This is a genomic window from Methylobacterium sp. 142-1Y (assembly GCF_057747795.1).
Genome location: NZ_CM173224.1, coordinates 1824611 through 1847942 on the forward strand (window position 1 = coordinate 1824611; position 23332 = coordinate 1847942).

The 23332-nt window shown below is 72.5% G+C and carries 19 protein-coding genes; 15 read left to right on the plus strand and 4 right to left on the minus strand.

The window, feature by feature from the left end:
• Positions 1 to 127 precede the first annotated feature (127 nt).
• The 9 genes from AC3AOF_RS08415 to AC3AOF_RS08455 all read left to right on the plus strand — a co-directional run bounded on the left by AC3AOF_RS08415 (position 128) and on the right by AC3AOF_RS08455 (position 11325).
• On the plus strand, positions 128 to 2077 hold the full coding sequence (locus AC3AOF_RS08415; protein WP_488348216.1) for a methyl-accepting chemotaxis protein: 1950 nt from the start codon (positions 128 to 130) through the stop codon (positions 2075 to 2077).
• Positions 2070 to 3377: a chemotaxis protein CheW gene (locus tag AC3AOF_RS08420; protein ID WP_488348217.1), complete on the plus strand. Its 1308-nt coding sequence runs from the start codon at positions 2070 to 2072 to the stop codon at positions 3375 to 3377. The genes AC3AOF_RS08415 and AC3AOF_RS08420 overlap by 8 nt, the downstream gene beginning before the upstream one ends.
• Positions 3374 to 4486: a chemotaxis-specific protein-glutamate methyltransferase CheB gene (cheB, locus tag AC3AOF_RS08425; RefSeq protein ID WP_488348218.1), complete on the plus strand. Its 1113-nt coding sequence runs from the start codon at positions 3374 to 3376 to the stop codon at positions 4484 to 4486. The genes AC3AOF_RS08420 and cheB overlap by 4 nt, the downstream gene beginning before the upstream one ends.
• Complete coding sequence (locus AC3AOF_RS08430) at positions 4483 to 5319, plus strand: CheR family methyltransferase (protein ID WP_488348219.1); 837 nt, start codon at positions 4483 to 4485, stop codon at positions 5317 to 5319. The genes cheB and AC3AOF_RS08430 overlap by 4 nt, the downstream gene beginning before the upstream one ends.
• Entirely contained in the window at positions 5312 to 7354 is a 2043-nt protein-coding gene (locus AC3AOF_RS08435; RefSeq protein WP_488348220.1) for a chemotaxis protein CheA, read from the plus strand. Before AC3AOF_RS08430 ends, AC3AOF_RS08435 begins: the two co-directional genes overlap by 8 nt.
• Positions 7351 to 7599: a hypothetical protein gene (locus AC3AOF_RS08440; protein ID WP_236991145.1), complete on the plus strand. Its 249-nt coding sequence runs from the start codon at positions 7351 to 7353 to the stop codon at positions 7597 to 7599. Before AC3AOF_RS08435 ends, AC3AOF_RS08440 begins: the two co-directional genes overlap by 4 nt.
• A 153-nt stretch (positions 7600 to 7752) precedes the next feature.
• Complete coding sequence (locus AC3AOF_RS08445; RefSeq protein ID WP_488348221.1) at positions 7753 to 8178, plus strand: response regulator transcription factor; 426 nt, start codon at positions 7753 to 7755, stop codon at positions 8176 to 8178.
• Positions 8175 to 8840 (plus strand): chemotaxis protein CheX, encoded by a 666-nt coding sequence (locus tag AC3AOF_RS08450; RefSeq protein ID WP_488348222.1) that lies wholly within the window; start codon positions 8175 to 8177, stop codon positions 8838 to 8840. The genes AC3AOF_RS08445 and AC3AOF_RS08450 overlap by 4 nt, the downstream gene beginning before the upstream one ends.
• Before the next feature lie 28 nt (positions 8841 to 8868).
• The gene (locus tag AC3AOF_RS08455; protein ID WP_488348223.1) at positions 8869 to 11325 is read left to right on the plus strand and encodes a PAS domain S-box protein; all 2457 of its coding nucleotides are present in this window, start codon (positions 8869 to 8871) and stop codon (positions 11323 to 11325) included.
• A gap of 21 nt (positions 11326 to 11346) precedes the next feature.
• On the opposite strand, the gene AC3AOF_RS08460 is transcribed toward AC3AOF_RS08455, so the two are convergent.
• Positions 11347 to 12084, minus strand: a complete 738-nt coding sequence (locus tag AC3AOF_RS08460) for a GntR family transcriptional regulator (RefSeq protein WP_488348224.1) — start codon at positions 12082 to 12084, stop codon at positions 11347 to 11349.
• A gap of 134 nt (positions 12085 to 12218) precedes the next feature.
• Between AC3AOF_RS08460 and AC3AOF_RS08465 the strand changes: the two genes are divergently transcribed.
• The 3 genes from AC3AOF_RS08465 (at position 12219) to AC3AOF_RS08475 (ending at position 17208) form a co-directional block, all read left to right on the plus strand.
• Positions 12219 to 13271 carry a TRAP transporter substrate-binding protein gene (locus AC3AOF_RS08465; RefSeq protein WP_488348225.1) on the plus strand — a complete coding sequence of 351 codons (1053 nt, stop codon included), beginning with the start codon at positions 12219 to 12221 and terminating at the stop codon, positions 13269 to 13271.
• 271 nt (positions 13272 to 13542) lie between these two features.
• Positions 13543 to 15105 carry a class I adenylate-forming enzyme family protein gene (locus AC3AOF_RS08470; RefSeq protein WP_488348226.1) on the plus strand — a complete coding sequence of 521 codons (1563 nt, stop codon included), beginning with the start codon at positions 13543 to 13545 and terminating at the stop codon, positions 15103 to 15105.
• A 363-nt stretch (positions 15106 to 15468) separates the two neighbouring features.
• Complete coding sequence (locus AC3AOF_RS08475; RefSeq protein WP_488348227.1) at positions 15469 to 17208, plus strand: thiamine pyrophosphate-binding protein; 1740 nt, start codon at positions 15469 to 15471, stop codon at positions 17206 to 17208.
• Positions 17209 to 17604: 396 nt separating this feature from the next.
• On the opposite strand, the gene AC3AOF_RS08480 is transcribed toward AC3AOF_RS08475, so the two are convergent.
• Positions 17605 to 18123 carry a GcrA family cell cycle regulator gene (locus tag AC3AOF_RS08480; protein WP_236992854.1) on the minus strand — a complete coding sequence of 173 codons (519 nt, stop codon included), beginning with the start codon at positions 18121 to 18123 and terminating at the stop codon, positions 17605 to 17607.
• Positions 18124 to 18664: 541 nt separating this feature from the next.
• Here AC3AOF_RS08480 and AC3AOF_RS08485 point away from each other — a divergent pair.
• Entirely contained in the window at positions 18665 to 19519 is an 855-nt protein-coding gene (locus tag AC3AOF_RS08485; RefSeq protein ID WP_236991139.1) for a cell envelope integrity EipB family protein, read from the plus strand.
• 32 nt (positions 19520 to 19551) lie between these two features.
• Here the strand turns inward: AC3AOF_RS08485 and AC3AOF_RS08490 are convergent, their stop codons facing one another.
• On the minus strand, positions 19552 to 20889 hold the full coding sequence (locus tag AC3AOF_RS08490) for a DNA polymerase IV (RefSeq protein WP_488348228.1): 1338 nt from the start codon (positions 20887 to 20889) through the stop codon (positions 19552 to 19554).
• A complete protein-coding gene (locus AC3AOF_RS08495; protein ID WP_236991137.1) occupies positions 20886 to 21206 on the minus strand; it encodes a DUF3572 family protein in 321 nt (106 codons plus the stop codon). Before AC3AOF_RS08495 ends, AC3AOF_RS08490 begins: the two co-directional genes overlap by 4 nt.
• Before the next feature lie 137 nt (positions 21207 to 21343).
• Between AC3AOF_RS08495 and AC3AOF_RS08500 the strand changes: the two genes are divergently transcribed.
• Together AC3AOF_RS08500 and AC3AOF_RS08505 are read left to right on the plus strand one after the other, a co-directional pair.
• Positions 21344 to 21724, plus strand: coding sequence for a response regulator (locus AC3AOF_RS08500; protein WP_203156831.1), 381 nt, complete (start codon positions 21344 to 21346; stop codon positions 21722 to 21724).
• Between the two features lie 30 nt (positions 21725 to 21754).
• Entirely contained in the window at positions 21755 to 23122 is a 1368-nt protein-coding gene (locus AC3AOF_RS08505) for a PleD family two-component system response regulator (RefSeq protein WP_236991136.1), read from the plus strand.
• Positions 23123 to 23332: the final 210 nt, after the last annotated feature.

Here is a 23332-nt window from a genome sequence, read left to right on the forward strand (position 1 = left end):
ACCCAGGCGATACTCCCCAACCCGATACCTCCCGCGCGCTTGCCCCCGCCGCCCGCCTCCGGCACACCGGCTGACGCGCGCGCCGATCCTGCGCGAGCGCGGTTGCGCGAGCGGGTTTCAGGCTGCGATGGCATTGGTGAAGAAGGCGAAGCTCGCGGGTGCGCCGGGCGGCCGGGACGGCGAGCCCGCGGCGCCGGACGTGGCGCAGGCGCCCGCCCCGCCACCCCGGCGCGGCCGGACGGGCATGCCCGCGGGCGAGGGCGCGCGGACACGCCGGCAGAAGGCGACCGAGCGCCTGGGCGCCGCCACCGAGGAACTCGCCGCCGGGGTCACGCAAGCCTCCGCCGCGGCCGAGGAGCTGCGCCGGGCGATGGAGCAGATCGCCGGCGGGGCCGAGGAGGCCGCGGGGGCCGCGCAGGAATCCCTCTCCGCCGTCGCGGCGATCGTCGATCGTTTCGGTGCGGCGCGGGAGCGCGCCGACCTTTCGCGCCAGCGCACCGCCGCGTTCCAGGCGCTCCTCGCGGAGGCGGGCGCCCAGGCGACCCAGTCGGTCGCGGCGATCGAGGCGGAGGCCGGGCGCCAGGCGATGACGGTCGCCATCGTCGACGAGCTCGACCGGGCCGCGGCCAGCATCGGCGATGTCACCGGCACGGTCGGGGAGATCGCGGACCAGACCGGGTTGCTCGCCCTCAACGCCGCCCTGGAGGCGGTACGGGCCGGGGAGCACGGCCGCGGCTTCTCGGTCGTCGCCGATGAGGTCCGGACGCTCGCCGAGACCGCGGAGGCCGGCGCCGGGGAGGTGCGGGAGCGGGCCGAGGCGATCCGGGCCGAGATCCGGGCGCTCGGGCAGGCGATCCGGGATGCCGCCGCGCGGGCCGTGGCCGAGGCGTCTTCCGGCGCCCGGGTCGCCCGGCAGCTGGAGGCGGCCCGGGGTGATCTCGGCACCCTGGCGGAGGGGGCGCAAGGGATCCTGGCGGCGACGCTCCGGGCGGAGGCGACCACCCGCGAGGCGCAAGCCGGCGCCGAGCAGGTCGCCTGCGCGGCCGAGCAGCAGGCCGCCGCCGCCGAGGAGGCGCAACGCGCCGTGGCGCAGCAGACCGAGGCCCTCGACCAGGGCCAGACCACCGCCGAGGCGCTGGCGGCCCTCGCCGAGACCCTGCGCGGCAGCGGCCCGGCCCGGGCGGGCGCGGCGGAGATCGGGGGTGCTGCCGATGCGCTCTCGGCCTCGATCCAGGAATTGTCCGGCGCCGCGGCCCAGATCCTGGCCGCCATCGACCAGATCAGCCGCGGCCTCGCTCTCCAGAGCGCCGCCGCCCGGCAATCCGCCGCCGCCATGGTGGAGATCGAGCGCGCGGCGGCCGGCGCCCGGACCGGCGCCGACCAGGCCCTGGCGCAGGTCTTGGGCCTCGCCGGGACCCTGCACGAGTCCCGCGCCACTCTCGAGGGCCTCGCCGACGGGGTCGGCCAGGCCCTCGACGGGATGCGGGCCTCCCTCGACCGCCTCGGCACGATCGAGGCCGGCACCGGGCGGATCGAGACGATCGTGGAGGGCATCGCCCTCGTGGCGGTGCAGATCGGCATGCTGGCGGTGAGCGGCGCGATCGAGGCCGCCCGGGCCGGCGAGGCGGGCCAGGGCTTCGCCCTGGTCTCGGGCGACATCCGGGCGCTGTCGCGCGACGCCGCCGGGGGCGCCGAGCGGATCCGCGGGACGGTGCGCACGATCCGGGACGGCGCCGCCGCCTTGCGCCGCGCTCTCGAGCGATCGGTCGCCGCGGCCGAGGCCGAGGTGGCGAAGAACCGGGCCCTGACCGCGGGCCTCGCCGCGGTGGCGGCCGACATCGCGGAGCTGGAGCGGGTGAACCGCGAGATCGCCGGCGGGGCCGACGACATCCTCATCGCCGCCGCCGGCATCGCGGCGGGCGCCCGCCAGATCGCCGCGGCCGCCGAGGAGGCCGACCGCGCCTCGACCGAGGCCGCCACCGCCGCCCGTCAGCAGGCCCGCGGGGCCGAGGATCTGGCGGCGGCGGTCGAGGAGATCGCGCTGCTGGCCGACGAGCTGCAGGGCGCGGATGGCTGAGGCCGCGGACCGCTTCCTCGTCGTCGCGCTCGACGCGGAGGAAACGCGCGTCGCCCTCCCGGCGCAGCGGGTGCGCGGCCTGGCGCCGGTCCCGGCCCTGACCCGGGTGCCGGGAGCACCGGCGGCGCTTGCCGGCCTCGCCGGCCGGCGCGGCGCGGCGCTTCCGGTCCTCGATCTCGCCCGGCTGCTCGCGCCGGCCGCGCGCCCGGCGCCTCCCGGCCGGATGGTGCTGGCCGAGGCGGGGGAGCCGGTCGGGCTCCTCGTGGCCGGCGTCGTCGGTCTGACGGCGGAGCCGGGCGGGGCGGCGATCCTCGATGTGTCGGACCTCGTCGCGGGCCTGCTTGCGCGGCGGGTGGCGGGCTCGGCCGCGTCACCTGCCCTGGGCGGGCGCGCCGGGACGGCGGAGCCGGGGCCCCGGCCGGACGTCGGCCTCATGGCGCTCACGGTCGCGGGGCGCTCCTACGCTTTGCCGCTCGACGCGGTCGAGGCGGTGACGCGCCTGCCGGAGCCCGTTGCCCCGAACCCGGCGAACGGGACCGACCTCGGCACGATGCCCTGGCGCGGGCGGGCTCTGCCGCTCCTCTGCCTCTCGGCCCGGCTCGGGCTCGGGGCCTCACCGGGCCGCCGGGTCGCGGTGCTCGGCGGAATCGGGCTGGTGGCCGAAGGGGTCGGACCGGTGCTGCGGGTGCGCCCGGAGGCGATCGACCCGGTGCCCCGGGCCCTGCGCCGCGGCGGCCCGGCGACCGGCTTCGTCCGCCTCGACGACGGGACCCTCGTCTGCCTCCTGTCGCCCGAGGCCCTGGCCCCGGCCGGTGCGCAAGACCCGGAGTCGAGCCCGGCGCCGGCCGCTCCCGTCGTCGCCGGCGCGGAGCCGATGGTGGTGATCGACCTCGCCGGGCGCGCCTACGGCCTGCCTGCCGGGGCGGTGCGCGGGGTGCAGCGGGCGCCGGAGGCGCTGACGCGGGTGCCCGGGGCGCCCCACACCCTCGCCGGGATGCTGGCGATGCGCGGCGGAGCCCTGCCGGTCATCGACCTGCGCCGGTGCCTCGGCCTGCCGCCCGGGGGCGAGGCGGGTGGCCGGCGCCTCGTGACGGTCGAGGCCGGCGGCGTGCGGGCGGGCCTGCTGGTCGACGGCGCGGCGCGGCTGGTCCGGCCGACATCCGGGGCGATCCGGCCGGTAGCGGACGCACGGGACGATGGGGTGACCCGTGTGGCGGAACTGCCGGAGGGGCTCCTGGGGTTGATCGAACCTGCCGCGCTCCTCGGCCGCGCGGTCTCCGCCGGGAGGGCGCCGGCATGATCCGTCTCCTCGTGGTCGACGACTCGGCCCTGATGCGCAAGGTGCTGGGCGCCATCTTCGCCGCCGAGGGCGATTTCGAGCTGGCCTTCGCCCGCGATGGGCTGGAAGCGCTCGACTTCCTGCCCCGTTTCGGGCCGGACGTGGTGACCCTCGACGTGACCATGCCGGGCCTCGACGGACTCGCCTGCCTCGACCGGATCATGCTGGAGCGGCCCTGCCCGGTGGTGATGCTGTCCTCCCTCACCGGTGAGGGAGCCGAGGCGAGCCTGGATGCCCTGGCCCGGGGCGCCGTCGACGTGATCGAGAAGCCGGCCGGCGCCGTCTCGCTGGCGCTCGACCGTTTCGCGCCCGCGCTGGTGCGGACGGTGCGGGCGGCGGCCCGGGCCCGGCCGCGCATCGCCCTCGGCCTCGCGGCCCGCCTGCGCGCGCGCCATGCCGGCCTCGCGCCGCCTCCCAGCTCCCGCCCGGCCCCACGGGCGGTCGACCCCGGCCCGGTGGACGATGTCCCCCCGATCCCGGCCGTGGCGGCGGTACCGGCCGGCGGCCTCGTCCTCGTCGGCGCCTCGACGGGAGGTCCCCCGGCCCTGACCGCCCTGCTCGGCGAGTTGCCCGCCGGCTTCCCCTGGCCGATCGTCATCGCCCAGCACATGCCGGCGACCTTCACCGGCCCGCTCGCCCGCCGGCTGAACGGCCTCAGCGCGCTCTCGGTGCAGGAGGTGACGGCGCCGGTGCCATTGATCCCGGGGCGGGTCTATGTCGGGCGGGGCGATGCCGACGTGATCGTCGTGCGACGGCCCGGCGGCCTGATGGCGGCGCCGGCCCCGGCGCAGGCCGAGTATCCCTGGCATCCGAGCGTCGACCGCCTGGTGGAGAGCGCCCTCGACCTCATGCCTCCCCGGCGCCTCGTCGGGGTGCTGATGACCGGCATGGGCCGCGACGGCGCCCGCACCATGGCGGCGTTGCGGGCCCGGGGCGGGCGCACCATCGCGGAGGCCGAGGCGACGGCGGTGGTCTGGGGCATGCCGGGGGAGCTGGTACGGGCCGGCGGCGCCAGCGTGGTCGCCCCGCTGGAGGCTATCGCGGCCGAGCTGACGGCGCTCGTCGCATGATCCTCACCGAGCCCGACCTGACGCGGATCTGCGACCTGCTCTACCGGCAGACCGGCATCCTGGTGCCGGAGAACCGGCGCGCCTTCGTCGAGCGCCGGCTGCTGGAGCGGCTGCGCGCCATCGGCCTTTCCACCCTGCCGGCCTATCTCGCCTGCTTGCGCGCCGACGCGGACGGCGAGGTGCAGCATTTCGTCAACGCCTTCACGGTCAACGAGACCTACTTCAACCGCGAGGAGCACCAGCTGCACTGCCTCACCGGGTCGCTCATGGCGGCCGTGACAGCCGGGCGGGCGCGCAACGATCCGATCCGGATCTGGTCGATGCCCTGCGCCACCGGCGAGGAGCCCTATTCGGTGGCGCTCTGGCTCCTCGAACACTGGCCCGCGGTCGACGACTGGGAGATCGAGATCGTCGGCTCGGACATCGACACGCGGGCGCTCGCCGCGGCGCAAGCCGGGCGCTACGGTGCCCGGGCACTCGGCCGGCTGCCGCCGCCCCTGGTGTCGCGCTACTTCATCCGCGAGGACGAGGCTTTCTGGCGCATCCTGCCGGAGCTGCGCGGCTCGGTGCGCTTCAGCCGCCGCAACCTCGTCGACGGGGCCGGGATGGCGCAGGAAGGGCGCTTCGACATCGTGTTCTGCCGCAACGTCCTGATCTACTTCGACGACGAATCCCGGAAGATCGCCGCCGCCAACCTGTTCGCCGCCTTGCGGCCCGGGGGCTTCCTGTGCCTCGGCCACACCGAATCGATGGCCCGGATCCCGTCGCGGTTCGTCACCCGCCGTTTCCCGGACGCGATCGTCTACCAGCGTCCGGAGGATGCGCATGACTGACGCAACCTCCACCGACGACCTGGTGGCGGATTTCGTCGCCGAGGCGCGCGAGCTGATCCAGGCCGCAGCCGAGGACCTGCTGGCGCTCGACGGCGCTCCCGACCCGGCCGTGCTGAACCGAATCTTTCGCGCGTTCCACACCCTCAAGGGCTCGGCGGCCTTGTTCGACTGGCCGGACATGCTCGCCGTGCTCCATGCCGCCGAGGACGGGCTCGATGCCGCCCGTGCCGGCCGGCACGCCGCCGGCCCCGACCTCGTGGATCTGTCGCTCGCCGCCCTCGACGCCACGGCGCGCTGGACCGAGGCGATCGCCGCGACGGGCTCAGCTCCGGCCGGCACGGAAGCGGAAGCGGCCCGGCTCGTCGAACGCTACCGGAGCCTGTTGGCGCCGGTGCCGGCCGAGCCCGCGTCGGTCCCGGCCGGCCCGGTGCCCGACTGGGCCGCCGGCCTCCTCGCCACCTTGCACCAGCGGCCGGACGGCCCCGTCACCGCCCTGCGCTACGTCCCGCGGGCCGATTGCTTCTTTGCCGGTGACGATCCCCTCGGCCTGGTGCGCCGGCTGCCGAGGCTCCTCGCCCTGGATCTCGCTCCCGCCATGCCGTGGCCGTCGGGGCAGGTCGTCGACGCCTTCGCCTGCAACCTCGCGGTGACGCTGCTCACCGCCGATCCGGCGGCGGAGGTCGAGGCCGTGTTCCGCCTGGTGCGCGACCAGGTCACCGTGGCGACCCTGGCGCCGCCCGCGGCAATGCCCGGGAGCGAGCCGGTCCCCGATCCCGATCCGCTCTCTCCCGAACCGGCCTCCCGGACCCTGCGGGTCGATGCCGGCCGGATCGACGCCCTGGTGGCGCTTGCCGACGACCTCGCCACCGCCCGGGCGGCCCTCGGCGCGGTCGTCGCCAAGGTCGTTTCGGAGGCAGCGGCGGGTGCCGACCTCGCGGCGCTTCTCCCCTCGTTACGCGCCGGCGACGAGCGCATCGGGCGGCTCTCGGCCGAACTGCACCGCGAGGCGGTGGCGTTGCGGCTCCAGCCCCTCGGCCGGGTCTTCCGCCGCTTCCCGCGGCCTCTGCGCGACCTCGCCCGCGGGCTCGGCAAGGAGGTGGGCTTGAGCCTGGAGGGCGAGGCGACGGAGGTCGACCGGGACGTGGCCGAGGGGCTGTTCGAGCCGCTGCTGCATCTCCTGCGCAACGCCGTCGACCACGGCATCGAAGCGCCCGAGGCGCGGGCTCGCGCCGGAAAGCCCGCCGCCGGCCGGATCCGCCTGCGGGCCGAGAGCCGGGGCGAGCGGGTCGTCGTCTCGGTCTCGGATGATGGGCGCGGCCTCGACTCCGCCCTCATCCGCGCCCGCGCCGCCGAGCGCGGGCTGAGGACGCCCGACGCGCTTGCGGCCCTCGACGAGGCCGGGGTGATCGACCTGATCTTCGCCCCGGGCTTCTCGACCGCGGCGGCGATCGGCGCCGTCTCCGGCCGCGGCGTCGGCATGGATGCGGTCCGGGAGGCGGTGTCGCGCCTCGGCGGAGCCTGCACCGTCGAGAGCCGGCCCGGGGAGGGCACCACGGTTCGCCTCGCGCTGCCCCGGGCGCAGTCCCTCGCCCGGCTGCTGCTCGTCGGGATCGGGCCGGAGCTCTACGGCCTGCCGATGGAGGCGGTGGACGAGGTCGCCCGGGTCCCGCGGGAGCGCATCCGCGACCACGGCCTCGGCGCCGTCACCGCCTTGCGCGACCGGACAGTGCCGGTATTGCACCTCGCCGACCTGCTCGGCCTGCCTCGCGAGGCGGCACCTCCCGAGGCCCACCTGGCGGTGCTGCGGCTCGGCGACGAGCGCGTCGCCGTCGAGGTCGAGCGTTTCGCCGGTCGCCTCGACGGGCTGGTGCGGCCGCTGCCGGGCCTCGCCGCCCTGCCGGGCCTCGCCGGCACCACGCTCACCGGCGACGGGCGGGTACTGCTGGTGCTCGATCCTGAGACCCTGCCTGAAACCCTTCTTGAAACTGTACCCGACACCCCGATCGATGGCGGGCGAGAGGAGAGGGCGCCATGAGCGTGCGCCGCGACGGTGACCTGATCCGCCTCGAAGGCGCCTGCCCGGTGGAGGAAGCCGAGACCCTCGCCGCTCTCCTCCTCGCCCATCCGGGGGGCGGCGTCGACTGGAGCGCCTGCACCGGCCTGCACACGGCCGTGGTCCAGGTGCTGCTCCGGCTGCGCCCGCCGCTCCACGGCCCTTGCGGCGACCCCTTCGCGGCCCGCTGGCTCGCGCCGCTGCTGGTGCCGCCGGCCGATTCCTGAGCCATGGCGGGCCCGGCGGAAAAACCGAGCGCGACAATACCAGTTTTCGGCTATGGCATGGTCGTGCGCCCGCGTCCCGCATCCGCCGTCACGACCCCGAGAGTTCCGGCGCGAGCCATTTCCCTTTCGTCAGAAACAGCCTAGATGCCGCCCATGTCGCAGCCTTCGACGCCGCAAATCCCGGCCGCCCCCGCGCCCGTCACCGTCCTGGTGGTGGACGACAGCAAGCTCGCGCGGGCCGTCGCCGTACGGTTGCTGCGGCAGGCGAGGCCCGATTGGGCGGTGCGCGAGGCGGCCCACGCCGAGGAGGCCCTGGGCGTCGTGGCCGACGGGTCGGTCGACGTGGCGCTCCTCGACTTCAACATGCCGGGCAAGGACGGTCTCGCCCTCGCGGCAGAGCTGCGCGCCGGGCGGCCGGGGATGCCGATCGCTGTGGTCTCGGCCAACATCCAGGACGAGGTGATCGCCCGCGCCCGTGAGCTTCAGGCGACCTTCCTGGCCAAGCCCCTCACCGGCGATGCGCTGGGGGGCTTCCTCTCGGGTGCCGCCTTACGCCTGCGCCGGGGCGGCCCGGCATGAGCGGTGGTGCCATGCATGAGGGGGCGACGATCGGCCTGACCGAGCTGCAGCAGGACGCCTTCACCGAGCTCGTCAATATCGGGGTGAGCCGCGCCGCCGCGAGCCTGCGCCAGATGATCGGCACCCAGGTGCTGCTCTCGGTGCCCTCCGTCGAGATCGTCTCGCGCCACGCCGCCGCGCGGCTGATCGGCGAGCGCGAGGCGGCGCCGCTCGTGGTCGTGCACCAGGATTTCGAGGGCGCCTTCGCGGGCCGCGCCCTGCTGATCTTCCCGCAGGACAACAGCCGCGAGCTGGTCCGGGCCGTTGCCGGCGAGGAGCTGTCGCCCGAGGAGGTCGCGGCGCTGGAGGACGAGGCCCTGGCCGAGACCGGCAACATCATCCTCAACGGCTGCCTCGCCACCATGGCGAACATGCTCCAGCGCACGCTGACCATGTCGCTGCCCGGCATCCTGCGCGGGGACGGCCCGCGGATCTTCGAGACGCAAGGCGGCGAGGCGTCGGGCGCGGAGTCGCTGGTGCTGTTCCTCTACATCGACTTCTCGGTGAGCGAGCGCGACATCCGCGGCTACCTGGCCATGCTGATGGACCTGCCGTCGCTGGAGAGCCTGCGGCTCCTGGTGGACGAGTTCATCGCCCGCGCCCTCGGCGACCTGGACGCGTGATGGCCGGGCTCCATCCGGGAGACGCGGCGTGAGGGCGCCGGGCGGCACCGGCGCCGGCGATTCGCTCGGCGCGGCCATCGCGGCGGCCCGGAGGCGGGCCGGACCGCTCCTGACCGCCCTGGAGCATTCGCGCCAGCCGATGCTCATCAGCGACCCCCGCCTGCCCGACAATCCGGTCGTCTTCGCCAACCAGGCCTTTCTGACGCTCACCGGCTACGAATCCCGCGAGGTGCTGGGGCGCAACTGTCGCTTCCTGCAGGGGCCCGAGACCGATCCGGGGGCGATGGCGGCGATCCGCGAGGGCCTGCGCGAGCAGCGCGTGGTCCGCGTCACGATCCTGAACTACCGCCGCGACGGCAGCCGGTTCTGGAACCAGCTGCTCGTCTGCCCGATCCACGACGAAACCGGCCGCCTCGTCAACTTCTTCGCCTCGCAGGTGGACATGTCGCATGTCCACGAGGCGGAGGCCGGGCGCACGCGGCTCGCCGACATCGAGCGGCGCTTGACGGAAGCGCAGCGCCAGCTCTCCCTGACCCTCTCCTCGGCCGGCATCGCCGGCACCTGGGACTGGGACATCGGGGCCAAGCGCCTGCATGTCGACGGGCGCTTCGCCGCGCTCACCGGGCTTTCTCCCGCGCCGCGGCCCGGTACCCTGCCGCTCGATCCCGGCCCGCTGCCGGTGAGCGCGTTCTTCTCCGGCATCCATCCCCTCGACCGCCTGCGGGTGCGGCTTGCGGTGAGCGGCATCCTCGGCGGGGCCGAGGTGTTCGACAAGGAGTACCGCCTGCTCGCGCCGGACGGCTCGGTGCGCTGGGTCCATGCCCGCGGCCGCTGCCATTTCGGCGACGACGGGCGGCCGGCCCGCTTCACCGGCGTGCTGGTCGAGGTGACCGAGCAGAAGCGGGTCGAGGAGCGCCTGCGCATCGCCCAGTCGGCGGGCCGCGTCGGCGCCTTCGAGCACGTGCCGGGCTTCGCCACGGTGGCGGCCTCGCCGCAATTCTGCAGCCTGCTCGGCCTGGTGCCGGCCCGCACCGTGGCGGCGAGCGCCGTCAACGCGCTCGTGGTCGAGGGCGACCCGCCGCTGCTGGCGCCCGACCAGCGCCACGAGGGCGAATTGCCGCCGGTCGAGACCCGGGTGCGGCACGCCGATACCGGTGAGGTGCGCTGGCTCGCCCGCCGCGGCGAGGCGATCCGCGACACCGAGACCTCGGGCCTGCGCCATGTCGGGGTGGTCTACGACATCACCGAGTCGAAGCAGGCCGAGGTGGCCCTTCGCGAGCTCAACGACACCCTGGAGGCGCGGGTGCGCGAGGCGGTGGCCGAGCGCGAGCGGGCCGAGGAGCAGCTGCGCCAGTCGCAGAAGATGGAGGCGGTGGGGCAACTCACCGGGGGCATCGCCCACGACTTCAACAACCTGCTCACCGGCATCGTCGGCTCGCTCGACCTGATGCAAACCCGCATCAACGAGGGCCGGACCGAGAACCTGACCCGCTATGCCGGCCTCGCCATGGCCTCGGCCCAGCGCGCCGCGGCGCTGACCCATCGCCTGCTCGCCTTCTCGCGCCGCCAGCCGCTCGAATCGCGGCCCGTCGACGCCAACCGGCTGGTGAGCTCGATGGACGAGCTGATGCGCCGGACCTTGGGCGAGCGGGTGCAGCTGGAGGTGGTGGTGGCCGGCGGCCTGTGGCTGACGCTCTGCGACCCCAACCAGCTCGAGAACGCGATCCTCAACCTCGCCATCAACGCCCGCGACGCCATGCCGGAGGGCGGGCGCCTGACCATCGAGACCGCCAACGCCCATCTCGACGATGCCTATGCGGCCCGGGAGGTCGGCGTGCGGGCCGGGCAATATGTCTGCATCGGCGTGACCGATACCGGCACCGGCATGCCGCCGGACGTGATCGCCCGCGCCTTCGACCCGTTCTTCACCACGAAGCCCATCGGCCAGGGCACGGGCCTCGGGCTCTCGATGATCTACGGCTTTGCCAAGCAGTCGGAGGGCAACGTCAAGATCTATTCGGAGGCCGGGCAGGGCACGACGGTCAAGCTCTACCTGCCGCGCTACCACGGCGAGATCGAAGCCTCGTCGGACATCCGGGGCGAGGCGCCGCGAGCCGAGCGCGGCGAGACGGTCCTGGTGGTCGAGGACGACCCGACCGTGCGGGCCCTGGTGATCGAGGTGCTGCACGAGCTCGGCTACCGCACGCTCGAGGCCGGCGACGGGCCGGCGGGCCTGCGCCTGCTGCAATCGGCCTCCCACATCGATCTTCTGGTCACCGATGTCGGCCTGCCGGGCCTCAACGGCCGCCAGCTCGCCGACCAGGCCCGCCTGGTGCGCCCGTCCCTGAAGGTGCTGTTCATGACCGGCTATGCCGAGAACGCCGCCTTCGGCAACGGGCATCTCGGCCCGGGGATGCAGATGATCACCAAGCCGTTCCCGGTCGAGGGGCTGGCGACCAAGATCCGGTCGATCATCGAGGGGTGAGGGAGGAAGGCTCGGCCGGCTCTACCGCCTGACCCGCCGGCTCCGCGCCTCCTGGGCGAAGGCATCCTCCTGCGCCTTGAGCCGGTCCACGAAGATCGTGGCGGCCCGGGCGATGTGTTGGCGCGACAGGCGGTCGGCCTTTTCGGCCTCGCCGGCCGCGATCGCCTCGAGGATCGCCGCGTGCTCGTCCCAGATGCGAGCCGGCATCGCCTCGTCCTCGCGCAGGACCTCGCCCATGATCCGCCGCAGGTGGTTGAAGTGCGGCGCCGCGGTCTCGACGATGATCGGGTTGTCGGCGATCTCGCCGAGGAAGCGGTGGAAGGCGATGTCGGCGGCGATCAGCTCCGCGACCGAGCCGCCCTGTGCCGCCGCGCGTCCGGCCGCCACCAGGGGCGGGCCTTCCCGACCGGCGCGGGCCGGGTTGCGCTCGGCGGCGAGCCGGCTCGTCAGGCCCTCCAGCACGCCCCGCACCTCGTAGAGGTTCTGCACGAACGAAGCTTCGAGCGGCGCCACCACCAGCCCGCGGCGCGGCGCGTCGCGCACGATGCCGTGGTTGCGCAGGAGAAGCAGGGCCTGCTGCACCGGCTGGCGCGACACGCCGTAGGCATCGGCGAGCTCGTCCTGGATCAGCCGCGTGTTCGGCGCCAGCCGCCCCTCGGTGATCTCGCTGAAGATCGCACCGTAGACCTGTTCGACGAGCCGGTGGCGCGTCGGGCTGCGGTCATCCGTCTCGCCGGCCATGGCCGGATCCCCCTTCACGCCAAAAACTCGTCACCGACGTGTTGCGCAAACCGGAGGCTCGTGCAATACCGAATTCGAAATTCGAATTCCGAATTCAATAACGGCAAGGCGGGTAACGCCGCCGGCTTCGGAATTCCCGAGGGAGAAACGCCATGACCGATCTCCGCCCCAAGGGTCTTCGCCGGACAGGTCTCCACCGGCGACACCTGCTGACCTGCGGCCTCGGTGCCGCCGCAGGCCTCGCCGCCGGCTTCCCGCGTCCGGCCCTGGCGCAAGGCGCCAAGCTCGCCTTCAAGCTCGGCACCGACCTGCCGGTGCCGCATCCGGTCAACGTCCGGCTGAAGGAGGCGATCGCCGCCATCGCCCGGGAGACGAACGGTGCGGTCGAGATCAGCCTGTTTCCGTCGAACCAGCTCGGCAGCGATTCGGACATGCTGTCCCAGATCCGCTCGGGGGCGCTCGAACTCGCGACCTTCCCGGGCACCGTGGTCTCGACCCTGGTGCCGGCGACCTCGCTCACCGGCATCGGCTTCGCCTTCACGAGCTACGACAAGGTCTGGGCCGCGATGGACGGCGAGGTCGGCGGGTACATCCGCAAGGCGATCGAGAAGGCGAACCTCGTTCCGTTCGCGACGACCTGGGACAACGGCTTTCGCCAGATCACCACCAGCACCAAGCCGATCCGCACGCCCGACGACCTCAAGAACTTCAAGATCCGCGTGCCGGTGGTACCGCTCTGGGTCTCGATGTTCTCCGCACTCGGCGCCGCGCCGGTCAGCATCCCGCTGAGCGAGGCCTATTCGGCCCTGCAGACCCGGATCGCCGACGGGCAGGAGAACCCGCTGGCACTGATCAATTTCGCCAAGTTCTACGAGGTGCAGAAATACTGCTCGCTCACCAACCACGCCTGGGACGGCTTCTGGATGATGGCGAGCGGCCGGGTCTGGAAGGGCGTACCGGCGGACGTGCGGGCGATCATGGAGAAGCACCTCGACGCCGCGGCGTTGAAGGAGCGCGACGACATCGCAACGGCCAACCGCGACACGCAGAAGGAGCTGGAAGGAAAGGGGCTCGTGTTCAACACCACCGATCCGGCGTCCTTCCAGTCCGCGCTCAAGGCGACGAAGTTCTACGGCCAATGGCGCGAGAAGTTCGGGCCGGAGGCCTGGGCACTGGTGCAGAAATATGCCGGGGATATCGGGTAGAAGGCAAAGAAATTTATTTCCAAGGTATCGAAGCCAATCTTTGATCCCATCGTCCTCCTCATCCGGAGGAGTTGGTCGATCGAAGATCGACTGACCTCGAAGGAGGGCTCCAGATGTCTCCGAGATCACTGGAGCCCTCCTTCGAGGCTCCCTCCGGTCGAATGCGATCTCCGATCGCCAGCACCTCAGGATGAGGTCGCGGGTGGGACGGGCCCGTACGACGATCGACCCAACCCATCTCGCGCCGAGAGACCAGACGAGGACGACCACGATGAGGGATGTGCTCACGCCCGGACAGATGCTCGCCGTCCAGGCGCGCCTGCAGCCCGACCGGATCGGCGCACGCGACCTCGAGCGCGCGATGACGTTCCGGCAGTGGAACGGCCGGGCCTGCCGCCTCGCCAACGCCCTCCTGGGCCTCGGCCTCCGGAAGGGCGAGCGGGTGGCGGTGCTGGCCTATAACTGCGTCGAGTGGCTGGAGATCTACGCCGCGATGGCGAAGGCCGGCCTCGTCGCGGTGCCGATCAACTTCCGGCTGGTCGGCGGGGAAGTCCGCTACATCCTGGAGGATGCCGAGGTATCGGCCCTGATTCTCCAGGATGAACTGGCCGGCACGATCGAGGAGATCCGCGCCGACCTGCCCGTCGCCGAATCCCGCGTGGTGTGGTTCGGGCGGACGCCCTGCCCCGCGGGATTCTCGGATTACGAGGACCTGATCGGCAAGGCCCGCGAGGACGAGCCAGGCATCGCGATCGATCCGGCCGATCCGTGGATGCTGATGTATACCTCGGGCACCACCGGCAAGCCGAAGGGCGCGATCCGCTCGCATCGCGGCGCCGCCATGCTGTCGATGATCACGGAGATCGAGCTCGGCATCCACCGGCGCGATTCGGCCCTGCTGGTCATGCCGTTCTGCCATGCCAACTCGCTCTACTTCTTCGGCGCCTTCAGCTATTGCGGCGGCGTCACCAGCGTGTATTCGCGCAAGAGCTTCGATCCCGAGCATTGCGTGCGGGCCCTCTCCGAGGGCGGGGCGAGCTTCACCTCCCTGGTGCCGACCCACTACGCGATGATGCTGGGTCTCAGCGAGGCGGCGAAGGCGCGCTACGACCTCACCCGCATCACCCGGCTGATGATCTCCTCGGCCCCGGCCCGGCCCGACACCAAGCGGGCCGTGATGGAGTTCTTCCCGAATTCCGGGCTCTACGAATTGTACGGCGCCACCGAGGTCGGCTGGGCGACGATGCTGCACCCGCCCGAGCAATTCACCAAGCTCGGCTCGGTCGGCCGCGAATGCGTCGGCTCGGCGCCGATCCGGCTGCTGGATGAGGCCGGCAACGAAGTGCCGGACGGCGAGGCCGGCGAATTGTTCTGCTCGAACCCCTATCTGTTCGACGGCTACTGGAAGCTGCCGGAGAAGACCCGGGAGGCGTTTCGCGGCGAGTACTGCACCGTCGGCGACATGGCCCGGCGCGACGCCGACGGCTTCATCCACCTCGTCGACCGCAAGAGCAACATGATCATCTCGGGCGGCGAGAACATCTATCCGTCCGAGGTCGAGGCCCTGCTCGGCGGCCATCCCGCGGTGCACGACGTGGCGGTGATCGGCCTGCCGGACGAGACCTGGGGCGAGCGCGTCCACGCCGTCATCGTGCTGCGCGACGGGGCCTCGGCCAGCGAGGCCGACATCCTCGGCTGGTGCAAGGACCGTCTCGCCGGCTTCAAGCGCCCGCGCACGGTCTCGTTCATGGCCGACGAAGCGATGCCCCGGACCGCCACGGGGAAGAACCTGCACCGGAAGTTGAAGGACAGGCTGGTGCGGGGGGAGGGGTAGGGGGCTGTAGTCTCCTACGGTTCACGACACAGGAGGTTGCGCGGTGCCGGAGTGACGGCCGAGAGCGTGACCCTCCCCCTCTGCGGAGGAGGGTGGCGAGCGGATGCGAGCGCAGCGGCACGAAGTCCCGCCGAGAGGGGCAGCGCGACGCTGTTCCAGAGGGCGCCCGTCAGAACGGTTCCGCCTCATCCGGACGCGTGGCTCCCCTCTCCCGACCTGCTCCGCAGAGGGGGGAGGGGGTCACGCTCTCAGCCGTTGCGCTTGTACCCGCTCTGCAAGGATGCCCACCTCACCCGGAACAAGTTCCTAGGCGAGCATGGCGCGCCGAAAGGGCGAACAACGACACGAACGGGAGGGAAACCCATGAGCCAACCGGCCACCGTCCAGGACCTCAACGCCGACGGGCAATCCTGCGCCGCCTGGATCGCGCAGTTCCTGAAGGCGCGGGGCGTCGATCGGGTGTTCGGGCTCCAGGGCGGCCACATCCAGCCGATCTGGGACCATTGCGCCCGCCTCGGCATCCGCATCGTCGACGTGCGCGACGAGGGCGCCGCCGTCCACATGGCGCATGCCCATGCCGAGCTGACCGGGGAACTCGGGGTCTGCATGGCGACCGCCGGGCCCGGCGTCACCAATTGCGTCACCGGCATCGCCAACGCCTCGCTCGCCCGCGTCCCGGTGCTGCTGATCGGCGGCTGCACCTCGCGGCCGCAGGCCAATCTCGGGCCGCTCCAGGACATCCCGCACGTCGACATCCTGCGGCCCGTCACCCGCCAGTCGCGCACCGCCCGGGTCGCCGACCAGGTGATCCGCGAGCTCGACGAGGCGGTCGCCCGCGCCATGGGCGATCTCGGCGAGCCGGGCCCGGTCTACATCGAGATCCCGACCGACGTGCTGCGCGCCCACGTGCCGCCGCTGCTGGTGCTGGACGACTGGATGGCGCCCAAGGCGCCGCGGGTGCTGCCGCCCGATCCGGCCGGAGTCGCCCAGGCCGTCGAGGTGCTGTGGGGGGCGCGTCGCCCGCTGGTGGTGACCGGCCGCGGCGCCAAGACGGCCGGTCCCGAGCTGGTGCGCCTCCTCGATGCGCTGGGCGCGGTCTATCTCGACACGCAGGAGAGCCGCGGCCTGGTCCCGGCCGATCATCCCGCGACGGTGGGGGCCATGCGGGCCGCCGCGATGACCGAGGCCGATGTCGTTCTCGTGATCGGCCGCAAGCTCGACTACCAGCTCGGCTACGGCTCGCCGGCGGTTTTTCCCAACGCCCGCTTCGTGCGCATCGCCGACACGGCAGGCGAACTCGTCGACAACCGCCGCGGCGAGCCGGAACTGCTCGCGACCCCCGCGCTGGCGCTGGCCGCGATCGTGGACGCCGCCGGCAACCACGCGCCCGCCCGCGACAAGACCTGGGCGGAGGGTTTGCGGGCCCGCCATCTCAAGCGCTCCACCGGTGCGGCGGTGCCGCAGACCGGCGAGGACGGCCGCATCCACCCGGCGGCGATCTTCGCGGCGATCCGGCATGTGGCGTCCCCCGACTACATCGCGGTGGCCGATGGCGGCGATCTTCTCAGCTTCGCCCGGGTCGGTCTCGAGGCGCGGACCTATCTCGATGCCGGCGCCTTCGGCTGCCTCGGCATCGGCGTGCCCTACGCCACCGCCGCCTCGCTGGCCTTCCCCGACCGGCAGGTGATCTGCGTCACCGGAGACGGCGCGTTCGGCATCAACGCGATGGAGATCGACACCGCGGTCCGCCATGGGGCGAAGCCGGTCATCATCGTGTCCAACAACGCCGCCTGGAACATCGAGCGCTACGACCAGGAATTCAATTACGGCGGCCGGGTCGTCGGCACGCTGCTGGCCGATTCGGACTACGCCGCGATGGCCCGGGCGCTCGGCGCCCATGGCGAGCGGGTCGAGCGCCCGGGGGATCTGGCTCCGGCGATCGCGCGGGCGCTGGCCGCCAACGCCCCGGCGCTGATCGACGTCAAGACGTCGCAGGTCGCGGTGTCGTCGGATGCCCGCAAGGGCCTCGGCTTCGTGCCCGACTACCAGCCGCTCACCGTCTGGGACGATGCGGAGCGGCGGCGGCGCGGCGAGACCGTGTGAGGGAGGCGCGTCACGGCACGGTGGCGGGCTACGATGCGTCCGCCGCCGCAAGACGACAGGGGCATGAAATCCCCGGCGATCACCTGTCCTACCCGCGACCTCATCCTGAGGTGCTGGCGATCGAAGATCGCATGCGAACGAAGTGAGCCTCGAAGGAGGGCTCCGGAGACCACAGCGATCCCTGGAGCCCTCCTTCGAGGTCAGTCCATCTTCGATTGGACCAACACCTCAGGATGAGGTCGCGGGTGGGAAAACCCCAATGCCCGCAGGCCTCATGCCACGGTCGTGTTCCGCGCCCGAGCGGCGGACAGGATTCGTTAGGATTTGAACGATATCGTCAATCCGTTCGAAGGGACCTGTGCAGGTGAGCCGCGACGCGCCGCGCAGACCAAAACCCTAGCGGAAACCGACGACCTTGCGCTCGCGCTTGCGCTCGGCGGCGGGCTGGTAGGCAATGCGGCAGTGATGGGTGCAATACGGCAGGCCGGCGATCGCGCGGTCGCCGCAGAAGCGGAAATCGGGCGTGGACGGGTCGCCCATCGGCCAGCGGCACATGAATTCCCGGAGTTCCATGATGGTGACGCGGGCGCTCTCCGGCAGCGCCACCGTCGCGGAGGACGGCGCGGGCTGAACCAGCGCGAGGGCCGGCGGCGCGGGGGCGAGCATCGACGGAGTCTCGGCGACGGGCGCGGCCGCACCGGATTCGGGCCGGGGACGACGGCCGCCGGCCGGCGCGGCGCCGTTGGCCTTCAGCACGCGTCCGGCGAGGCCGAGGCGATGGACCTTGCCGATGACCGCGTTGCGGGAGACGCCGCCGATCTCCGCCGCGATCTGGCTGGCGCTGCGGCCGTCGCTCCACAGCCGCTTGAGAAGCTCGACGCGTTCCTTCGTCCAGCTCGGACCCGCATCCATCATCGCCGCCTCCACTCCCCCGACATCACCCATGGAATCGGCACGCAGCCGCGAGCGGTCCGCCGCTCGACCGCGCGTCCAATCCATCCGATCCTGCTGGTGATCGCCGCCACGCCTGGAGCGGTGGCGACGGGGGTGAACCTACAGGACGGCCTAACATCCGCGCAAGAGTCCGGCTCCCGCCGAGTTGGTTTTTCCCCGCGCCGGAGCCGGCCTCCGAGCCCGTCCGGAACGTGTCGCCGATCGGGCGTCAGGGCTTGCCCGGCCCCGTCGAACTCGAAGCAAACTCCTTTGAAAACAATGGTTTGCCGGAAAGATCGGAGATCGTCGGCGCGCCGCCACACGCTGCTGCCTCGGGTTGAAAGAGCGCCACGACGCCCGCCAACTCCCGGTTGTCACGACTGTCCTCCGCAAGCGTGGCAGCGATGCCACGGCCTCGGCCGCGCCGGCGGCGGCCGGCACGTTGCCGGGGGCCGGGGCGGGGCCTATCTTGAGACGACCAACAGGGCCGACGCCAGCACCGACGGCCGCCCCGGGAGACCTCATGCGATCACTCCTCGCGTGCGTCCTGCTCGCGCTCTCCTCGCCCGCGATGGCGGCGGAGGCGGTGCATCTCGCGCCCCATCGTGCCGTCTACGACCTGTCCCTGTCCGGCAGTTCCGGCACCCGCGCGGTCGAGGGCGCCCGCGGCCGGATCGTGTTCGATTTCACCGGCGATTCCTGCAAGGGCTTCGCCCTGCAATACCGGCAGGTGACGGTGCTGGAGAGCTCGGAGAGCGGCACCCGCACCTCCGACCTGCGCAACACCACCTTCGAGAGCGGCGACGGGCGCAGCTTCCGCTTCCGCACCCAGTCCGACCTCAACGGCAAGACCGCGGCCCCCGTCGACGGCAATGCCGAGCGCGGTGGCAAGGGGCTCGACATCACCCTCAAGCAGCCCAAGCGCGGCGAGCTGGCGGTGCCGGGCGAGGTGCTGTTTCCGGCCGCCCACATGCGGCGTCTGATCGAGGCCGCCCGGGCCGGGCAATCCACCGTCGCCGTCAAGGTGTTCGACGGCTCGGATGACGGCCGCAAGGTCTACGACACCCTGGCGGTGATCGGCCCGCAGCGCGTCGCGGCGAAGCCCGGATCGACGGCCGAGACCGGCGCGACGCAGAAGCCCGCCGCCCCGGTCGAGGCGGCGTTGCGCGACGGCGCGATGGCGGCGATGCCGCACTGGCCCGTCACGCTGAGCTACTTCTCACCGGGGGAGGGGGAGCGGACCCCGGTCTATGTCCTGGCCTTCGACCTCTACGAGAACGGCGTCAGCGGCGCGCTGCGCCTCGATTACGGCGAGTTCTCGCTGAAGGGCGAGCTGTCGCGCATCGACCTCTTGCCCGAGAGCAAGGACTGCAAGTAGGGCTGCAAGCGGGGCTTCGCAGGGCGGGACGGTCAGCGCGGCTCCCGCTCGGGCGGCGTCGTACTCGTCGCGCGATCCCGGCTCGGCGCCTTGCCAGGCTCCTTGGCCTGCGGCGCGAAGCCGAGGCCGCGCTGCACCGCCGCCGCGCCGAAGCGGTCGCGCAGGGCATCGATCGCGGCGGCCCGGCTCGCCTCGCGGACCGCCGAGACGTCGGCGAGGTCGCCCCGGTCGGCATGGGCGGCGGCGCAGAGGTCGCCGGCCCCGATCCCGATCAGCCGGTAGGCGGTGCCGTCGCAGGATTCGCGCAACAGCGCCTCGGCCGGGCGGAACAGCCGCTCGGCGACCTGCGTCGGGGCGAGCCCCGAGCGGGTGCGGGTGCGCAGGCGAAACTCCCGGTCCTTCAGCTTCAGGGTGACGCTGCCGGCGGCGAGGTCCGCCCGCTTCAGGCGCCGCGCGACCTTCTCGCAGAGCTGCCACAAGACCGGCCGCAGGGCCTCGAAGGCGCGCAGATCCTCCGCGAAGGTGGTCTCGCCCGAGACGCTCTTGGTCTCCCGCCGCGGCTGCACCGGGCGCCGGTCCTCGCCGCGGGCGAGCGCCAGGAGGCGGGCGGCGTCGCGCCCGAGTGCGGCGTGCAGCCGCTCCGGCGCCACCCGGCCGATCTCGCCGATCCGCTGGATGCCGAGCGACGCGAGGCGCTCGGCCGCGGCCTGGCCGATGCCGGGCAGGATCCGCACCGGCCGCGGCGCGAGGAACGCCTCGGCTTCCGCCCGGCCGATGATCGAGAAGCCGCGCGGCTTCTCGAGGTCCGAGGCAATCTTGGCCAGGAACTTGTTGGGCGCGAGCCCGACCGACACGGTGATGCCGACCTCCGCCTCGACCCGGCGGGCGAACCCCGCCAGCGTTACGGCCGGCGAGGCCCCGTGCAGCCTCTCGGTGCCCGAGAGGTCGAGGAAGGCCTCGTCGATCGAGACCGGCTCGACCAGCGGCGTCAGGTCCTGCATCATCGCCCGCACCTGGCGCCCGACCCGGGCGTATTTCTCCATGTCGGGCCGCAGCACGACCGCGTCCGGGCAGGCTTCGAGGGCGCGGAACATCGGCATCGCCGAATGCACGCCGCGGATACGGGCGATGTAGCAGGCGGTCGCGACCACGCCGCGCCGACCCCCGCCGATGATCAGCGGCCGGTCGCGCAAGGCGGGGTCGTCGCGCTTCTCGACCGCGGCGTAGAACGCGTCGCAATCGATGTGGGCGATGGCGAGCGCGTCGCGCTCCGGATGGACGAGCAGGCGCGGCGAGCCGCAGGCCCGGCAGCGGGGGGCCTGGGCCGGCGGGCGCGCCCCGCAATCGCGGCAGAGCGGCTGTCCGCTCACGCCCCGAACTCGCCAGGATCCTCCCTCGAATCCCTGTCGGCATCGTCGTGGACATCCGGCGGGCCGAGGCGGCGCCAGGCCTGGGTGATCCGCTCGGGCGGCACCTCCAGCGCCGCGGCGCAGGCGAGCAGCAACTCCTCGTCCGCCACCACGTGGTCGAGGAGGCCGGCCACGAGATCGGGGCTGTCGGCCGCCTGCCGCAGCGCATCCGGCGAGAGACCGGAATTCTCCATGAACCGGAGCAATCGGCCGGGCTCGCCGGTGACGTAGGCGAAGACGCGGCCGCCCAAGGCCGCCGCGGCGGATTCGCTCAGCACTCCGCCACGGGGATCGCCCCCCCTGGCCAATCCTTCGAATTTGCGTTTCATCAACATGTGCCGCTTAACAGTGTTGCGGGTCCGGTTTTTCTGCCGGGGTGTGACGCGGGCCGCCGGGGCGCCGGAGACAGTGAGCCATGACGAAGACGGTGCTCATCGTCGAGGATAACGAGCTGAACATGAAGCTCTTCAACGACCTGTTGGAGGCTCACGGCTACGCGACCCTCAAGACGGCCAACGGGATCGAGGCGATCGAGCTGGCGCGCCGGCACCGGCCGGACCTGATCCTGATGGACATTCAGCTCCCCGAGGTGTCGGGCCTCGAGGTGACGAAATGGCTCAAGGAGGATGACGAGCTCAAGGCCATCCCGGTGATTGCCATCACGGCCTTCGCCATGAAGGGGGACGAGGAGCGCATCCGCGAGGGCGGCTGCGAGGCCTACCTGTCGAAGCCCATCTCGGTCGCGAAGTTCCTCGCGACGGTCCGCACCTATGTCGGCGACGAACGCCAGAGCTGATCCAGAGCTTGCGAGAGGCCTGATCGTCCCATGTCGGCACGTGTTCTCATCGTCGACGACCTCTTTCCGAACATCAAGTTGCTCGAGACGAAATTGACCGTCGAGTATTTCGACGTCGTCTCGGCGATGAACGGGCCCGACGCGCTGGCGGTGTGCGAGAAGGGCCTGTGCGACATCGTGCTGCTCGACGTGATGATGCCGGGCATGGACGGGTTCGAGGTCTGCCGCCGGATCAAGTCGACGCCGACCATGGCCCACCTGCCGGTGGTGATGGTGACCGCCCTCGACCAGCCGAGCGACCGCCTGCGCGGGCTCGATGCCGGCGCCGACGATTTTTTGACCAAGCCCATCGACGACACCGCCCTGATGGCCCGGGTGCGCAGCCTGGTGCGCCTGAAGGCGGTAACCGACGAGTTGCGCAGCCGCGCCATGTCGTCGCGGGTCGGCGATCCGCTGGCGGCCGCCACCGCCGAGACCGGGCACAATGCCAACGTGCTGGTTGTCGAGGACCGCCGCTCCTCCGCCGAGCGGCTGATCGCGGCGCTCGGCCAGTACCATTGCGTCGAGGCGGTCGCCTCGCCCCAGGAGGCCCTGGATCGGGTCAAGACCGGCGATTACGACGTGGTGCTGGTGAGCCTGGACCTGCAGGATCATGACGGCCTGCGCCTGTGCAGCCAGCTGCGCTCGCTCGACCGCACCCGCACCGTGCCGGTGGTGATGATGGCCGATCCGCACGACCGGGCCCGCATCATGCGCGGCCTCGATCTCGGCGTGCACGATTACCTCGTCCGCCCGATCGACCGCAACGAGCTGGTCGCGCGCGTGCGGACCCAGGTGAAGCGCAAGCGCTTCTCGCATTCCTTGCGCGAATCGGTCCAGGCCTCGATGGACCTCGCCGTCACCGACGGGCTCACCGGCCTGCACAACCGGCGCTACCTCGACAGCTACCTCGCCGGGCTGTTCTCCGAGCCGTCCTTGCAGGGTCGGCCGGTGGCCCTGCTGATCCTCGACATCGACCGCTTCAAGTCGATCAACGACCGTTTCGGCCACGATGCCGGCGACGAGGTGTTGAGGGAATTCGCCACCCGCATCCGCGCCCAGACCCGCGGCATCGACGTGGTGGCGCGCTACGGCGGCGAGGAGGTCGTGGTGGTGGTGCCCGATACCGGGCTCGACGCCGCCCGCCAGGTCGCCGAGCGCATCCGCGAACGGATCGAGGCGGCGGCGTTCCAGGTCCAGCGCGGCACCTGCGCCATCGACGTCACGGTCTCGATCGGCGTCGCCGCCCGCCAGCCCGAGGACGGCGATCCGAGCCTGATCCTCAAGCGCGCCGACCTCGCGCTCTACCGGGCCAAGCAGGACGGCCGGAACCGGGTGGTGGCCGCGGCCGCGGCGTGAGGGGCGGGCGCGAAGGCGCGCCCGATCGACCGTCTCGACACGCGGCATCCTCATCCCGGTTTTCCGGATGCCTCGGGCTTCGCGATGACGGGGAGGGATGTCGACGTTCGCGCTGGATCGACCGGGTCGGCCAGTCGAACAGGCCCCGATATCGACGGTCATTGGAAACGGCCGTCGGTTCCGTCCTCGGATCGTCGCCAAGCCTTGAAC

What these genes read in the sequence shown, in the direction of transcription:
- AC3AOF_RS08415 (WP_488348216.1), top strand. Translation starts at nt 128, where the DNA reads ATGGCATTGGTGAAGAAGGCGAAGCTCGCGGGTGCGCCGGGCGGCCGG.
- AC3AOF_RS08435 (WP_488348220.1), top strand. Translation starts at nt 5,312, where the DNA reads ATGACTGACGCAACCTCCACCGACGACCTGGTGGCGGATTTCGTCGCC.
- cheB (WP_488348218.1), top strand. Translation starts at nt 3,374, where the DNA reads ATGATCCGTCTCCTCGTGGTCGACGACTCGGCCCTGATGCGCAAGGTG.
- AC3AOF_RS08505 (WP_236991136.1), top strand. Translation starts at nt 21,755, where the DNA reads ATGTCGGCACGTGTTCTCATCGTCGACGACCTCTTTCCGAACATCAAG.
- AC3AOF_RS08480 (WP_236992854.1), bottom strand. Translation starts at nt 18,123, where the DNA reads ATGATGGATGCGGGTCCGAGCTGGACGAAGGAACGCGTCGAGCTTCTC.
- AC3AOF_RS08500 (WP_203156831.1), top strand. Translation starts at nt 21,344, where the DNA reads ATGACGAAGACGGTGCTCATCGTCGAGGATAACGAGCTGAACATGAAG.
- AC3AOF_RS08440 (WP_236991145.1), top strand. Translation starts at nt 7,351, where the DNA reads ATGAGCGTGCGCCGCGACGGTGACCTGATCCGCCTCGAAGGCGCCTGC.
- AC3AOF_RS08470 (WP_488348226.1), top strand. Translation starts at nt 13,543, where the DNA reads ATGAGGGATGTGCTCACGCCCGGACAGATGCTCGCCGTCCAGGCGCGC.
- AC3AOF_RS08450 (WP_488348222.1), top strand. Translation starts at nt 8,175, where the DNA reads ATGAGCGGTGGTGCCATGCATGAGGGGGCGACGATCGGCCTGACCGAG.
- AC3AOF_RS08465 (WP_488348225.1), top strand. Translation starts at nt 12,219, where the DNA reads ATGACCGATCTCCGCCCCAAGGGTCTTCGCCGGACAGGTCTCCACCGG.
- AC3AOF_RS08445 (WP_488348221.1), top strand. Translation starts at nt 7,753, where the DNA reads ATGTCGCAGCCTTCGACGCCGCAAATCCCGGCCGCCCCCGCGCCCGTC.
- AC3AOF_RS08475 (WP_488348227.1), top strand. Translation starts at nt 15,469, where the DNA reads ATGAGCCAACCGGCCACCGTCCAGGACCTCAACGCCGACGGGCAATCC.
- AC3AOF_RS08485 (WP_236991139.1), top strand. Translation starts at nt 18,665, where the DNA reads ATGCGATCACTCCTCGCGTGCGTCCTGCTCGCGCTCTCCTCGCCCGCG.
- AC3AOF_RS08420 (WP_488348217.1), top strand. Translation starts at nt 2,070, where the DNA reads ATGGCTGAGGCCGCGGACCGCTTCCTCGTCGTCGCGCTCGACGCGGAG.
- AC3AOF_RS08430 (WP_488348219.1), top strand. Translation starts at nt 4,483, where the DNA reads ATGATCCTCACCGAGCCCGACCTGACGCGGATCTGCGACCTGCTCTAC.